The 13,799-nt window shown below is 70.7% G+C and carries 13 protein-coding genes and 1 pseudogene; 12 read left to right on the top strand and 2 right to left on the bottom strand.

The features are described 5' to 3' along the window. Positions 1 to 130 precede the first annotated feature (130 nt). From rplM to glmM, 3 genes are read left to right on the top strand one after another with little or no spacing between them, the layout of a single operon-like run. Positions 131 to 577 carry a 50S ribosomal protein L13 gene (gene rplM, locus ACXJ3V_RS19640; RefSeq protein ID WP_457102038.1) on the top strand — a complete coding sequence of 149 codons (447 nt, stop codon included), beginning with the start codon at positions 131 to 133 and terminating at the stop codon, positions 575 to 577. Positions 578 to 606: 29 nt separating this feature from the next. Beyond that, positions 607 to 1,098: a 30S ribosomal protein S9 gene (gene rpsI, locus ACXJ3V_RS19635; RefSeq protein WP_457102037.1), complete on the top strand. Its 492-nt coding sequence runs from the start codon at positions 607 to 609 to the stop codon at positions 1,096 to 1,098. A 14-nt stretch (positions 1,099 to 1,112) separates the two neighbouring features. Beyond that, entirely contained in the window at positions 1,113 to 2,471 is a 1,359-nt protein-coding gene (gene glmM, locus ACXJ3V_RS19630; RefSeq protein WP_457102036.1) for a phosphoglucosamine mutase, read from the top strand. Between the two features lie 185 nt (positions 2,472 to 2,656). On the opposite strand, the gene ACXJ3V_RS19625 is transcribed toward glmM, so the two are convergent. Beyond that, the gene (locus tag ACXJ3V_RS19625; protein ID WP_457102035.1) at positions 2,657 to 3,478 is read right to left on the bottom strand and encodes a GDSL-type esterase/lipase family protein; all 822 of its coding nucleotides are present in this window, start codon (positions 3,476 to 3,478) and stop codon (positions 2,657 to 2,659) included. 310 nt (positions 3,479 to 3,788) lie between these two features. Next, positions 3,789 to 4,721 carry a Ppx/GppA phosphatase family protein gene (locus tag ACXJ3V_RS19620; protein WP_457102034.1) on the bottom strand — a complete coding sequence of 311 codons (933 nt, stop codon included), beginning with the start codon at positions 4,719 to 4,721 and terminating at the stop codon, positions 3,789 to 3,791. A 375-nt stretch (positions 4,722 to 5,096) separates the two neighbouring features. Between ACXJ3V_RS19620 and coaA the strand changes: the two genes are divergently transcribed. From coaA to ACXJ3V_RS19575, 9 genes and pseudogenes are all read left to right on the top strand, one after another. Beyond that, entirely contained in the window at positions 5,097 to 6,080 is a 984-nt protein-coding gene (gene coaA, locus ACXJ3V_RS19615) for a type I pantothenate kinase (RefSeq protein WP_457102033.1), read from the top strand. 77 nt (positions 6,081 to 6,157) lie between these two features. Then, on the top strand, positions 6,158 to 8,011 hold the full coding sequence (gene glmS, locus ACXJ3V_RS19610) for a glutamine--fructose-6-phosphate transaminase (isomerizing) (protein ID WP_457102032.1): 1,854 nt from the start codon (positions 6,158 to 6,160) through the stop codon (positions 8,009 to 8,011). A 65-nt stretch (positions 8,012 to 8,076) separates the two neighbouring features. Further along, positions 8,077 to 8,430: pseudogene (locus tag ACXJ3V_RS19605) on the top strand (holo-ACP synthase); the annotation flags it as partial. Positions 8,431 to 8,612: 182 nt separating this feature from the next. Continuing rightward, complete coding sequence (gene alr / locus ACXJ3V_RS19600; RefSeq protein ID WP_457102031.1) at positions 8,613 to 9,737, top strand: alanine racemase; 1,125 nt, start codon at positions 8,613 to 8,615, stop codon at positions 9,735 to 9,737. Positions 9,738 to 9,927: 190 nt separating this feature from the next. After that, the gene (gene tsaE / locus ACXJ3V_RS19595; RefSeq protein ID WP_457102030.1) at positions 9,928 to 10,428 is read left to right on the top strand and encodes a tRNA (adenosine(37)-N6)-threonylcarbamoyltransferase complex ATPase subunit type 1 TsaE; all 501 of its coding nucleotides are present in this window, start codon (positions 9,928 to 9,930) and stop codon (positions 10,426 to 10,428) included. A gap of 241 nt (positions 10,429 to 10,669) precedes the next feature. Next, entirely contained in the window at positions 10,670 to 11,359 is a 690-nt protein-coding gene (gene tsaB, locus ACXJ3V_RS19590) for a tRNA (adenosine(37)-N6)-threonylcarbamoyltransferase complex dimerization subunit type 1 TsaB (RefSeq protein ID WP_457102029.1), read from the top strand. Continuing rightward, positions 11,356 to 11,865, top strand: a complete 510-nt coding sequence (gene rimI, locus ACXJ3V_RS19585) for a ribosomal protein S18-alanine N-acetyltransferase (protein WP_457102028.1) — start codon at positions 11,356 to 11,358, stop codon at positions 11,863 to 11,865. The genes tsaB and rimI overlap by 4 nt, the downstream gene beginning before the upstream one ends. Beyond that, positions 11,862 to 13,004, top strand: coding sequence for a tRNA (adenosine(37)-N6)-threonylcarbamoyltransferase complex transferase subunit TsaD (gene tsaD, locus ACXJ3V_RS19580; RefSeq protein WP_457102027.1), 1,143 nt, complete (start codon positions 11,862 to 11,864; stop codon positions 13,002 to 13,004). The genes rimI and tsaD overlap by 4 nt, the downstream gene beginning before the upstream one ends. Continuing rightward, a complete protein-coding gene (locus ACXJ3V_RS19575) occupies positions 13,001 to 13,720 on the top strand; it encodes a hypothetical protein (protein WP_457102026.1) in 720 nt (239 codons plus the stop codon). The genes tsaD and ACXJ3V_RS19575 overlap by 4 nt, the downstream gene beginning before the upstream one ends. The last annotated feature ends 79 nt before the right edge of the window (positions 13,721 to 13,799 follow it).

The following is a 13,799-nucleotide window of genomic DNA, read 5'->3' as shown; positions in this document are numbered from 1 at the left end:
CGCGAACGTGAGCCCTCCACTGGCGTGTTCTGCGTTTCGGCCCTTCGACAAGCTCAGGGACCGTGGCTGTAGAACCACCCCGGAGTGGGATTCACGAACCTCTCCGTTCGATCAAGAAAGCAGCACTATTGTGACGCGCACATACACCCCCAAGCCTGGCGAGATCCAGCGCGAGTGGCTGGTCATCGACGCAACCGACGTCGTTCTCGGCCGCCTCGCATCCCACGCCGCCGTGCTCCTCCGCGGCAAGCACAAGCCGACCTTCGCCAACCACATCGACGTCGGTGACTTCGTCATCGTCATCAACGCCGGCAAGGTCGCCCTCACGGGCCAGAAGCTCGAGCAGAAGAAGGCATACCGCCACTCCGGCTACCCGGGCGGACTCAAGTCCGTCACGTACGCCGAGCTTCTCGAGAAGAACCCGGTCCGGGCCATCGAGAAGGCCGTCCGCGGCATGCTCCCCAAGAACACCCTGGGCGCGCAGCAGCTGACGAAGCTGAAGGTCTACGCGGGCGCCGAGCACCCGCACGCCGCGCAGCAGCCCAAGACGTACACCTTCGACCAGGTCGCCCAGTAAGCGCCGCAAAGACTATTAAGGACAATCTCGTGGCGAATATCGAAGACACCACCGAAGCCGAAGCCCCCGAAAGCTACTCGACCGAGACGCCGGCCGACCAGGCCGCCGCGGCCGTCGAGCGCCCCGTGCTCACGGTCCCCGGCGCAGCCGTGGGTCGTCGCAAGCAGGCGATCGCGCGCGTGCGCCTCGTCCCCGGCGCCGGCACCATCACGGTCAACGGCCGTACGTTCGAGGACTACTTCCCGAACAAGCTCCACCAGCAGCTGGTCACCGACCCGTTCACGGTGCTCAACCTGACCGGCGCCTACGACGTCATCGCACGCATCTCCGGTGGTGGCCCGTCGGGCCAGGCCGGCGCGCTGCGCCTCGGCATCGCACGGTCGCTCAACCAGATCGACGAAGAGAACAACCGCGCCACCCTGAAGAAGGCCGGCTTCCTCTCCCGTGACGCTCGCGTCAAGGAGCGCAAGAAGGCTGGTCTCAAGAAGGCCCGCAAGGCTCCTCAGTACTCGAAGCGCTGATCGAAACCGTACCGATGCCGCTATTCGGCACGGACGGGGTGCGGGGGCTGGCCAACGGCCCCCTCACCGCCGATCTCGCTCTCACCCTGGCCCAGGCGACTGCTGTCGTCCTGGGCCAGGGCCGTACTGCCGAGGCGCGTCGCGCCTCGGGCAAGCGGCTCACCGCCGTCGTCGCGCGCGATCCCCGCGTCTCGGGTGAGTTCCTGGCTGCCGCCGTCTCGGCCGGCCTGGCCTCGTCCGGCGTCGACGTGCTCGACGCGGGCGTGCTGCCCACACCCTCTTTGGCGTTCCTGATCGCCGACATCGATGCCGACTTCGGCGTCATGGTCTCGGCATCCCACAATCCCGCCCCCGACAACGGCATCAAGATCTTCGCCCGTGGCGGTGTGAAGCTCCCCGACGTGGTCGAGCAGCGCATCGAAGCCGCTCTTTCGAGTCCCAAACTGCAGCCGACCGGTGCGGGCGTCGGGCGCATCAGCCGCTTCGCCGACGCCGAAGACCGCTACGTCATCCACCTGCTGGGTTCGCTGCCGCACCGGCTCGACGGCATCCATGTCGTGCTCGACTGCGCCAACGGCGCCGCCTCTGGCGTCTCGCCCGAGACCTTCCGCGATGCGGGCGCCCGGGTGACCGTGATCGGCGCCGACCCCGACGGTATGAACATCAACGACGGTGTGGGGTCGACGCACCTCGACCTGCTCGCTGAGCACGTGGTGCGCGTCGGAGCCGACGTGGGCATCGCGCACGACGGCGACGCCGACCGGTGCCTGGCCGTGGACGCTGCCGGGAAGGTCGTCGACGGCGACCAGATCATGGCGATCATCGCCGTGGCGATGAAGTCGCGCGGACACCTGGTCGACGACACTCTCGTGGCCACGGTCATGAGCAACCTCGGACTGCACCGGGCCATGGCTGACCACGGGATTCGCGTGCTGCAGACGTCGGTCGGCGACCGGTACGTGCTCGAGGCGATGAACGAGGGCGGCTACTCCCTCGGCGGCGAGCAGTCCGGCCACGTGATCATGAGCGAGTACGCCACCACTGGGGATGGGCTCTTGACTGGCCTGCACCTGGTGGCAGAGATGGCGGCTTCGCGTAAGTCGCTGGCCGAGCTGGCGTCGATCATGACGGTGTACCCGCAGGTGCTCATCAACGTGCGGGACGTCGACCGGTCGCGCGCGACCTCCGACCCGGTATTGACGGATGCCGTCGCCGCCGTCTCTGCGGAGCTCGGCGACTCCGGACGCGTGCTGCTGCGCGCGTCGGGCACCGAGGAGATGGTGCGGGTGATGGTCGAGGCATCCCACGCTTCTGTTGCCGAGGGGATTGCGGAACGTCTGGCGGATGTCGTGCGGGAGCGCTTGGCGCTTTAGGGGTTCTTCGCGGTTCGACCCGCGGACGCCGAATCCACCGACTCTGCGCCAGTCCACCGACTTCGGCGCGCAGAACTCAGTGGTCTGGCGCGAGGTAGGTGGATTCGGCGCCCCGAGCCGATACAGACCCACCGCGAACAGCGCGGCTCGCGGGAACGTATCGGCTCGTGGCCGGACCGCAGGCGTCAGCCGGCGAGGGCCGCCAGAATCGCGTCGCGGTAGATCGCCTGGCCGGCGGCCGTCGGGTGCAGGAACGTCACGGGGTTGGAGATGACGGCGCCGAGGTACGGGTCGTCATTGCCGATCTGGTGGCCCCAGAACGCCCCGGCCACGCTCGCAAGGGAGACCTTCGCGCCGGCAGCTCCAGCGGCGGCCACTCCTTGCGCGATCTTGAGGTCGAGCGCCAACGTCGCGGCGTTCACCTGCTCCTTGACCCAGACATTGGTATCAATGAAGGGGATCGGGTAATCGGTCACGACGATGCGTGCGTTCGGTGCGCGCTCGGCGACGGCCAGCACAAGATCCCTGATGCCATTGTTCAGCGCGTCTCCTTGCAGGACGGTCGCGACATGTGCACCCGCGTCAGCGCAGGCCTGGCTCAGATCGGCGAGATAGCACGCTGTGTAGACCGCCCCCGGGGCGAGGTCGTTCGCGCCGACGGTGATGGTCACGAGGGTCGTGCCCTTGTTCACCTGCGAGAGCTGGGTTGTCGCGACATCCGCGATCGTCGCGCCCGAACACGCCGCGTTGCGCAGCAGGTTGGTGCGAGGCGCTGCGTCGAGCAGTGCAGCGTACGAGGCAGCGGTGTGGAAACACGCGTCGAGTTGCGGCCCTGCGCCCTGTCCAGCGGCGTAGGAATCGCCCAGCGCCACGTACTTCACGACGGGTGCGGTGGGGGGTGCGGCATACGCCGGCGCGGTGGCGCCGAAGAGTCCGATGAGGGCGATGACGGCACCGATGGCGAGGCCTCGGGTACTGCGGGCTCTTCTCTGAGCGCGGGTTGACATGGCTGAACCATACGCTCCTGCAGACCGCAGTAGTTCTTTTTGCGAAATTACCCGGGGTTTTTCGCCTCACCAGACGCCGAATCCACGACTCTGCGCCAGTCCACCGACTCCAGCGTGCAGAACTGAGTGGTCTGGCGCGAGGTGGGTGGATTCGGCGAGAGGTTGTGTGAGCACGAAGTTCAATGAGGTTTGAGCAGAGGCATCCGACTTCGTAATCGAGGCTGTCCAGCGACTGCCCGGGTTGCGCTGGGCGCTTCGACAAGCTCAGCGACCGGCTGGGCGGCGGCAGCGACCGGCTGGGCGGTTCCGCTCAGTGCCAGGACATCGACTCGATGTAGCGCAGCAGCACACCCTCGCGCAGCGCCCACGGCGACACCTCGAGCTCGTCGACCTTCAGCTCCGTCATGGCGGTGTGCAGCACGACGGCCCCGGCGACGATCTGGAACGTGCGGTCGGGCGTGATTCCGGGCAGCTCTTGGCGAGCGGATGCCGGGATCCGCGCGAGCCGCGGAATCCACGACCCGAGCGCCGCGCGGGGGAGCACCATGCGCTCGATCCCCGACCAGCCCGCCGACGGGAAGCCCGCGAGCTTTGCGAGCGAGCGGATCGCCTTGGACGACCCCACCACATGGTCGGGCCGCGGCTGCGCCCGCATCGTCTCCACCACCGGGGCCAGCACCTCGCGCGCGTGCGCCCGCAGCGCGTCGACCGCGGCTTCGCCCGGGGGATCGTTCGGCAAAAACTCGATGGTCATGCGACCGGCGCCGAGGGGGACGGATGCCGCGGCATCCGGCAATTCATCACCACCAGATGCGATCTCGAGCGAGCCTCCGCCGATGTCGAAGAGCAGGATCTGGCCGGCGGACCAGCCGAACCAGCGGCGGACGGCGAGGAAGGTGAAGCGAGCCTCGGACTCGCCGCCGAGCACCTGCAGCTCCTGGCCGAGGGCCGCCTCGATGCGGGCGATGACTTCGGGGCCGTTGAGCGCTTCGCGCACGGCGCTGGTCGCGGTGGCGAGGAGTTCGTCGACGTTCTCGGCCTTCGCGGTGTCGCGGGCTTGGCTGACCGCGGCCTCGAGGGCGCGGACGCCCTCTTCGCTGATCGAACCGTCGGGTTCGAGGTAGCGCATGAGCCGCAGCACCGTGCGCTGACTCGTGGTCGCGAGCGGCCGGCCGCCCGGGCGCGCGTCGGCGACCAGCAGGTGGACGGTGTTGGACCCGATGTCGAGGACTCCCAAGCGCACGGGACGAGCGTACCGGGCGGGGGTGGGGCGCGCTGGCGCGGGGCGGGGTCGAGGCGGGCCCGGGGCACCCGGGTGAGAAACCACACGCGGACTGAAAAACCACATGCGGGCTGAGAAACCAGGCGGCGCACGATGTTTCGGCGCGAATCTGGTTTCTCAGCGGCCGGCCAGCCGAGAAACCACACGCGGGCCGAGAAACCACACGCCGGCCGAGAAACCACACGCGGGCCGAGAAACCACACGCGGGCTGAGAAACCAGGCGGCGCACGATGTTTCGGCGCGAATCTGGTTTCTCAGCGGCGCCCGGCCGCGCCGGGACGCCGTGATCCATGCCGCCGCCGCACCGGCCCCGCGTGAGCCGATACGATGGGCCGGATGTCCGCCGAAGCCGCGACCCCGCATTCCGCAGCCCCCGTCGACGGGGGACTGGGCGGACTGAGCCCGCACCTCTACCGCGAGATCGACCGGGCCGAATGGGCACGACTGGCCTCCGGCATCCCGCAGCCCTTGTCTGAAACCGAGGTCGTGCAGCTGCGGGGCATCGGCGATCGCCTCGATCTGAACGAGGTGCGCGAGGTCTACCTGCCGCTGAGCCGGCTGCTGTCGCTGTACGCGACCGCGACCAAGCGCCTCGGCGCCGACACGGCGGGCTTTCTGAACGAGCCGGATTCGACGACCCCTTTCGTCGTGGCCGTTGCGGGGTCGGTGGCGGTCGGAAAGTCCAYGATCGCCCGACTGCTGCGCRAGCTGATGAGCCGCTGGCCCGGCACGCCGCGGGTCGAACTGGTGACGACCGACGGGTTCTTGTACCCGAACGCCGAGCTCGAGCGGCGCGGGATCATGCACCGCAAGGGCTTCCCGGAGTCCTACGACCGGCGCGCGCTTGTCTCGTTCCTGAGCGAGCTGAAGAGCGGGTCGCCCGAGGCGCAGGCGCCGTTCTACTCGCACATGCGGTACGACATCATCCCCGATGCGAAGGTGACCGTGCGCCGCCCGGACGTCGTGATCGTCGAGGGCCTGAACGTGCTGCAGCCCCCGCCCTCGCCCAACGAGGTCGCGATCAGCGACCTGTTCGACTTCTCCATCTACGTGGATGCCTCGACCGAGCACATCACCCAGTGGTTCGTCGATCGCTTCCTGGCGCTGCGCCGCGGCGCGTTCAGCAACCCGAGCTCGTTCTTCAACGTCTACGCGCACCTGAGCGACGACGAGGCCATCGAGATGGCGCTCGGCTTCTGGAACGACATCAACCTGCCGAACCTCGAGGAGAACGTGCGGCCGACCAAGCACCGCGCGACCCTCGTGCTCGAGAAGGCCGCCGACCACGCCGTCGAGCGGGTGCTGCTCCGCAAGCTGTAGCGCGGGCACGGCCGGTGCCGCGGCATCCGTCCGTTTGTTCAGGCCCTTGACCAAACCCCCCGCCTACCATGGAACCCATGTGTGGAATCGTCGGATACGTCGGACCGAGGCAGAGCCAGGCCATTCTTCTCGCGGGATTGTCGCGGCTCGAATACCGCGGTTACGACTCCGCGGGGGTCGCGGTGATCGGCGCCGACGGCGAACTGGGGATGCGCAAGAAGGCCGGCAAGCTCGCCGTGCTGCGCGACGATCTGGTCGACCACCCGCTTCCCGATGGCACCACCGGCATCGGGCACACCCGGTGGGCAACCCACGGCGGACCCACCGATGCGAACGCCCACCCGCACCTGGCCGACCACGACGAGCTCGCTGTCATCCACAACGGGATCATCGAGAACTTCTCCGAGCTCAAGAACGAGCTGCTCGCCGAGGGATTCACGTTCCGGAGCGAGACCGACACCGAGGTGGCGGCCGTGCTGCTCGGTCGGGAATACCGCGACAACGGCGGCGACCTCGTCGCGGCGTTCCGCTCCACGGTCGGCCGCCTCGACGGCGCGTTCACGCTGCTCGCGATGCACGAGGAGCACCCCGGCCTCGTCGTCGGCGCCCGCCGCAACTCGCCCCTCGTGATCGGCCTCGGCGAGGGCGAGAACTTCCTCGCCTCCGACGTCGCCGCATTCGTCGAGCACACGCGCAGCGCCCTCGCCATCGGCCAGGACGAGATCGTCGCGATCACGCCCGACGGCGTCACGGTCACCGATTTCACGGGCAGGCCCGTCGAGGTCGAGCCGTTTGAAGTGATGTGGGATGCCGCGGCCGCCGACAAGGGCGGATGGTCGAGCTTCATGGCGAAAGAGGTGTCCGAAGAGCCGGAGGCCGTCGCCAACACGCTGCGCGGTCGCATCCACAACGGCGCCGTCGCGATCCCGGAATTGGACGGGCTCGACGAGCTGTTCGCGGGCATCAACCGGATCATCGTGATCGCCTGCGGCACCGCAGCCTACGCCGGGCTGGTCGGCAAGTACGCGCTCGAGCAGTGGACGCGCGTGCCGGTGGACGTCGAGCTCGCCCATGAATTCCGCTACCGCGACCCGGTGATCGGTCCCGACACGCTCGTCGTGTCGATCAGCCAGTCCGGCGAGACCATGGACACGCTCATGGCCGTCAAGTATGCGCGCGAGCGCGGGGCGAAGACGCTGTCGATCTGCAACACCCAGGGTGCGACCATTCCGCGCGAGTCCGACGCGATCGTCTACACGCACGCCGGCCCCGAGGTGGCCGTCGCGTCGACCAAGGCCTTCGTCGCCCAGATCACCGCGATCTACCTGCTGGCGCTGCACATCGCCGGCATCCGCGGTTCCCTCTCGGCCACCGAGATCGCCCAGCAGGTGCTCGAGATCGAGACGGTGCCCGAGAAGATCCAGCAGATCCTCGACCGCGAGCAGTCCCGCATCGAGCAGTTCGCGCACTGGATGGGCGACACCCGGTCGGTGCTGTTCCTCGGGCGTCACGTCGGCTACCCGATCGCCCTCGAGGGCGCGCTCAAGCTCAAGGAGCTCGCCTACATCCACGCCGAGGGCTTCGCCGCGGGCGAGCTCAAGCACGGACCCATCGCGCTGATCGAGCCCGGCCAGCCCGTGTTCGTGATCGTGCCGTCGCCGCGCGAGTCGGCGCTGCTGCACGCCAAGGTCGTGTCGAACATCCAGGAGATCCGCGCCCGCGGCGCCCGGGTGATCGTCATCGCCGAGGAGGGCGACGCGGCCGTGCTGCCGTTCGCCGACGAGGTGCTGCGCATCCCGCTCGCCGGGCCGCTGTTCGAGCCGCTGCTCGCGGTCGTGCCGCTGCACATCTTCGCCATGGGCCTCGCGACCGCCAAGGGCCTCGACGTCGACCAGCCCCGCAACCTCGCGAAGTCCGTCACGGTCGAGTAGCGGCCGGCGGGGGACGGCGCCGCGATAGTCTGACGGATGCCTGAACCACGGCCTGAGGAGGCGCCATGATCATCGGAATCGGCGTCGACCTTGCCGATATCGCGCGGTTCGAGCGGACCATCCAGCGGACTCCGCGGCTGCTCGAGCGGATGTTCGGGCCGGTGGAGCGGGAGCTTCCGCTGCGGTCGCTCGCGGCCCGCTATGCCGCCCGGGAAGCGCTCATCAAGGCGCTCGGCGGGTCGGACGGACTGGCGTTCCACGAGGTCGAGATCGTCTCCGACTCCCGGGGCAAGCCGTCGTTCAGCCTCAGCGGCGGCACCGCCGCGGTCGTCGCTGCCAAGGGCGGCACGACGGTGCACCTGTCCATGTCGCACGACGCCGACCTCGCCATCGCGTATGTCATCGTCGAAGGGCCTGGGCCGGCCGCCGGCGAGGCCGCGGATGCGCCGAGAAACCACATTCCGGCTGAGACATCACGCGATGCGGGGGGTCTCGGCGGCGATGTGGTTTCTCGGGCCGCCGCGGCGGACGCGCCCGCCCCCGAGCCCACGCCGGTCCCCGCCCCCGAGCCGACGCCCGCGCCCTCCGAAAGCAGCACCGCATGAGCCGCCTGCCCGCCGGGGTGTTCCGTGAGGCGACCATCGACGTCGGCGCGATCGCGGCCAACGTCCGGCAGCTGCGCCGGCTGACGCGCTCCGAGGTGATCGCGGTCGTCAAAGCCGACGGCTACGGCCACGGCGCCGTGCGCTCCGCTGTCGCGGCGCTCGACGGCGGCGCGTCGCGCCTCGGCGTCGCCGACATCGCCGAGGCGATCGCCCTCCGCCGCGCGGGCATCGACGCACCGATCCTCGCCTGGCTGCACGCCCCCGGGACCTCGTTCTACGAGGCCGCCTCCCTCGGGATCGAGCTCGGGATCTCGAGCTTCGAGCAGCTGCTGCAGGCTGCGGCCGCGGCATCCGTCGATCGCCCAGTGGGTGTGCACCTCAAACTCGAGACCGGCCTCGGCCGCAACGGGATCGCCCCCGAGGACCGCGCCGTGATCTTCGCCGAGGCCGCGCGTCTCGAGCGCATCGGCAAGCTGCGCGTGATCGGGATCTTCAGCCACCTGTCGAACACCTCGGCCGAGGACGACCGCGCGGGCCTGCGCGCCTTTCAAGAGGGACTGGCGGATGCCGCGACCGCGGGTCTCGCGCCGCCCCTGCGGCACCTCGCCGCGAGTCACGCGGCCATCGCGCTGCCGGAGGCGCGGCTGGGCTGCGTGCGCCTCGGCATCTCGATGTACGGACTCTCGCCGTTCGACGACCGCGACGCGGGCGACCTCGGGCTGCGCCCGGCGATGACGCTGCGGGCGTCGGTCGCGGCGGTGCGGCGCGTGCGCCCGGGCCACGGCGTCTCGTACGGCTACGAGTACCGCACCGACCGCGAGACGACGCTGGCGCTCATCCCGCTCGGGTACGCCGACGGGGTGCCGCGCAGCGCCTCCGGCGCCGGACCCGTGACGATCGGCGGCTCGCGGTTCACCGTTGCGGGGCGGATCGCGATGGACCAGTTCGTCGTCGACGTCCGCGACCACCCCGTGATGGTCGGCGACGAGGCGGTGCTGTTCGGCGATCCGACGCTCGGCGCGCCGTCGGCCGACGAGTGGGCGGACGCGGCCGGGACCATCAACTACGAGATCGTCACGCGCATCGGGCCGCGCGTCCCGCGCCGACAGGTGTCGGGGTGAGTGGGCTGGAAAGGGGTTCGGAGTTGATGAGGCGGGCCACGGGTGGGGGTTTTGGCCGGGTTGCGCTGCTTACCCGGCGCATAACTCCTGCAATTTGGATGGCGGCGCCTCGGGGTTCGGCGGAATTCCATGCCCGGCGACCGTCGCGCCCAGTTTTTTGCAGGAGTTATGCGCCGGCGGGGGCCGAGCAATGAGCCTCGACCCTCTCGTCGGGCGCTACGAGATTCCCACGCCGGACGACATGGAGGCGTTCGGCGAGCGAATCGGACGGATGCTGCGCCCCGGCGACGTCGTCGTGCTCACCGGTCCGCTCGGCGCGGGCAAGACGACGCTCACGCGGGGGATCGCGGCCGGGCTCGGCGTGCGCGGACCCGTGCAGAGCCCCACGTTCGTCATCGCGCGGACGCATCCGTCCCTCGTGGGCGGCACGCCGCTCGTGCACGTGGATGCCTACCGGCTCGGTTCGGCGCTCGAGCTCGACGACCTCGACATCGACGTGGCGGGGTCCGCGATCGTCGTGGAGTGGGGCCGCGGCATGGTCGAAGGCCTCGCCGACGCGTGGTGGGAGGTCGAGCTCGACCGCGAGTGGCACGGGCGGGGGCTCGACACGGCCTGCGGCCCGACCTCGCGGGCGGTTGAGGAGCTCGACGCCGACACCCCGCGGATCGTGACGGTGGCCCGGCGGCCGTAGGGCGTTCGGGCTCGGCCCGCCTCGAGGATGGGTCGCGAATGGTTGCCTGCTCGGCGCCGATGCGACCATTCGCGCCACCTTCGTGGAGGCCCGCGTCAAGGTTGGGTCCCAAGTGGTGGCCTTCGCTTGGGCGATGCAACCATTCGGGCCACCTTCTCGCCGCTCCCGGCCCGGCGCCGGCTCCCGCTACTAGTGCGACACGCGAAGCGCCGCCCCAGAACCCCCGACTACCCTGGAATACGTGATCCTCGGCATCGACACCTCCCTCGGCACGGCCGTCGCGATCGTCGAGCCCGACGGAATCGTGCGGGCCGCGGCATCCAGCACAAATCCCCTCGGCCATGCCGAAGCAATCGGAACGCTCATCGTGCAGGCGCTCGCCGAGGCCGGCATCGCCTCGGCGGAGATTACACATGTCGCGGCGGGCATGGGTCCTGGACCGTTCACGGGGCTACGGGTCGGCATCGCCGCGGCGCGGGCGTTCGCGCTGGGCCGCGGGATCCCGGTCATCCCGGTCGCGAGCCACGACGCCGTCGCGCTGGGTCTGCTGATCGCCGACCTGGTCGACGGGGGATGGGATGCCGAAACCCGCCGTTTCGCCGTCGTCACCGATGCGCGGCGCAAGGAGTTCGCGTACACCGCCTATGACGGGATGGACGACGACGGCCTCCCGGTGCGCGCGACCGAGCCGGCGCTCGTCCCGCGGGACGGGATCGACGCCGAGCTCGCCGAGCTCGGCGCCGAGCGCCGCGACACCCTCGTCGTGCCGGCGGCGATGGTCGCCCTCGCGGCGGCCCGGGCGCTCGCCGCGGGTCGGGTGCTCGCAACCTCCGAACCGCTCTACCTGCGCTCGCCCGACGTGACGCTGCCCGCCGGGCCGAAGCGCGTGACTGCGCCGGCCGCGTCGCCCGCCCCGGAGCCCCGCGCATGACCCTCCGCCGCGCGACCCCCGCCGACCTCGACGCCATCATGGCGCTCGAGCGCGCCTCGTTCCCGACCGACGCGTGGTCCGACGCCATGATGCGCGACGAGCTCGCGTCGCCGCACGGCTGGTACGTCGTGGTCGAAGAAGCCGGGCGGATCGTCGGGTACGCCGGACTTCGCGCCGTGCGCGGATCGCGGGATGCCGACATCCAGACCATCGCGATCGCCGCGGGATCCCGGGGCCGGGGACGCGGCCGCGGACTGCTCGAAGCGCTGCTGGCGGAGGCATCCGCTCGTCGTGTGCACGATGTGTTCCTGGAGGTGCGCGCCGACAACCCGGTCGCCCAGGCGCTGTACGCGTCGGAGGGGTTCGTCGAGGTGGGGCGGCGGCCGCGCTACTACCAGCCCGACGACGTCGACGCCGTCGTGATGCGCCTCGACGTGCGCGGGTGGGCCGCGCGGCCGGGAGCCGGTACCGCCACCACCGCCGCGGACGCAGGAGCGTGCACATGAATGCCCTTCGACAGGCTCAGGGACCGGATCGACAGGCTCAGGGACCGGATCGACAGGCTCAGGCCCTTCGACAGGCTCAGGGACCGCTGGTCCTCGGGATCGAGACGAGCTGCGACGAGACCGGGATCGGGATCGTGCGCGGCCGCACGCTGCTGTCGAACACGATCGCGAGCAGCATGGACGAGCACGCCCGCTACGGCGGGGTCGTCCCGGAGGTCGCTGCCCGGGCGCACCTCGAGGCGCTGCAGCCGTCGATCGAGGCGGCGCTGGCCGAGGCATCCGTCGCACTGAGCGATATCGACGCGGTCGCCGTCACCAGCGGACCGGGCCTCGCCGGCGCCCTCATGGTCGGCGTCGGCGCCGCGAAGGCGCTCGCCGTGTCGCTCGACCGGCCGCTCTACGCCGTCAACCACCTCGTCGGACACATCGCCGCCGACATCCTCGACGCCTCCGCGCCGCCGCTGGAGTACCCGACGGTCGCGCTCCTCGTCAGCGGCGGGCACACGTCGCTGCTGCTCGTGCGCGACCTGACGACCGACGTCGAGCTGCTCGGCGAGACCATGGACGATGCCGCCGGCGAGGCCTTCGACAAGGTCGCGCGGCTGCTCGGGTTGCCGTATCCCGGGGGTCCCGAGATCGATCGGGCCGCGGCATCCGGAGATCCTCGCGCGATTCCGTTCCCGCGCGGACTCTCTCGCGCGTCGGACCTCGCCAAGCACCGCTACGATTTCTCGTTCTCGGGGCTCAAGACGGCGGTCGCCCGCTGGACCGAGCAGCGGCAGGCGGCGGGCGAGCCCGTGCCCGTCGCCGATGTCGCCGCGTCGTTCCGCGAAGCCGTCGTCGACGTGCTCGTGACCAAGGCGCTCGCCGCGTGCCGCGACTACGACGTGCCGCGGCTGCTGCTCGGCGGCGGAGTCATCGCGAACCGCCGGCTGCGCGATGTGGCCGTGGAGCGAGCGGATGCCGCGGGCGTGACCGTCCGCATCCCGCCGCTGTCGCTCTGCACCGACAACGGCGCGATGATCGCGGCCCTCGCCTCCGAGCTGATCATGTCGGGGCGACCGCCGTCGACCCTCGCATTCGGAGCGGATTCCACGCTGCCGGTGACCGAGATCCAGGTCGCGGCGGAGGCGACATGAGCGACGATCGTGGTGCGGGGGCCGGGCCCGAGGAGGGCGCGGCCGATCTGGCTGCGGCTGGCTCGGCTGAGCCCGGCGCAGCGTCCGCGGCTTCTGCGTCGGCCGCCGAGGCGGCTGAGCCCGGCGCTTCGGCTGCGGCTTCGCCGGCTGCGGCTCAGCCCGGCGCTTCGGCTGCGGCTTCGGCTGCGGCTCAGCCCGGCGCTTCAGCTTCGCCGGCGGCGGCTGGACCCGGTGCCGGTGCGGCGCGCCTGGCTGCGGCTGAACCCGGGGCCCCTCGCGTCCCCGTGCCTGCCGTCGAGGAGCCTTCGGCCGACGTCGTGAGGCCGGACGCCGAGTCGGCGCTGCCGGGCGCGCACCGCGGGGGATTCCTGCGCCTCCCCACGGCGCCGGTCGCGATCACCACCGAGCGGGCGCCCGCCCTTCCCGGTGAGGACGGACTCGCGAGCGAGCAGTGGGACATGGCCCAGCCCCCGCCCCGCCGCGGTCTCGGAGCGTGGGCTCTCGGGTTCTCGATCGTCGGGCTGGTCTTCTCACTGTTCGTCGGCTGGGGGTTCCCGATCGGGGTGGTCGGCATTGTCGCCGCGATCCTCGCGCTGCGCCGCCCGCTCGAGAGCCGCGCCGTCGCCGTGTGGGCACTGGTGCTCGGCGCCGTGTCGATCCTCTACAGCGCCGGCTGGCTGCTCTACGCCGCGTCCCAGGCCGCGCTCTTCGGCTGAACCCCGCGCTGGCTCCGCCGTCCCCACCGCCGCCCCGCTCCACCCCCACCCCGCGACCTGGTACGTGTCGTAGCACCCG

Source organism: Microbacterium sp. P5_E9 (assembly GCF_054049175.1).
Note: the sequence above shows the minus strand (reverse complement) of the source record. Positions and strands in the feature narration are given on the sequence as shown.

Bases quoted from the DNA above. Each gene is read 5' to 3' on its own strand.
- glmS (WP_457102032.1), top strand. From the start codon at position 6,158: ATGTGTGGAATCGTCGGATACGTCGGACCGAGGCAGAGCCAGGCCATT.
- tsaD (WP_457102027.1), top strand. From the start codon at position 11,862: ATGAATGCCCTTCGACAGGCTCAGGGACCGGATCGACAGGCTCAGGGA.
- ACXJ3V_RS19625 (WP_457102035.1), bottom strand. From the start codon at position 3,478: ATGTCAACCCGCGCTCAGAGAAGAGCCCGCAGTACCCGAGGCCTCGCC.
- rimI (WP_457102028.1), top strand. From the start codon at position 11,356: ATGACCCTCCGCCGCGCGACCCCCGCCGACCTCGACGCCATCATGGCG.
- alr (WP_457102031.1), top strand. From the start codon at position 8,613: ATGAGCCGCCTGCCCGCCGGGGTGTTCCGTGAGGCGACCATCGACGTC.
- ACXJ3V_RS19575 (WP_457102026.1), top strand. From the start codon at position 13,001: ATGAGCGACGATCGTGGTGCGGGGGCCGGGCCCGAGGAGGGCGCGGCC.
- tsaE (WP_457102030.1), top strand. From the start codon at position 9,928: ATGAGCCTCGACCCTCTCGTCGGGCGCTACGAGATTCCCACGCCGGAC.
- glmM (WP_457102036.1), top strand. From the start codon at position 1,113: ATGCCGCTATTCGGCACGGACGGGGTGCGGGGGCTGGCCAACGGCCCC.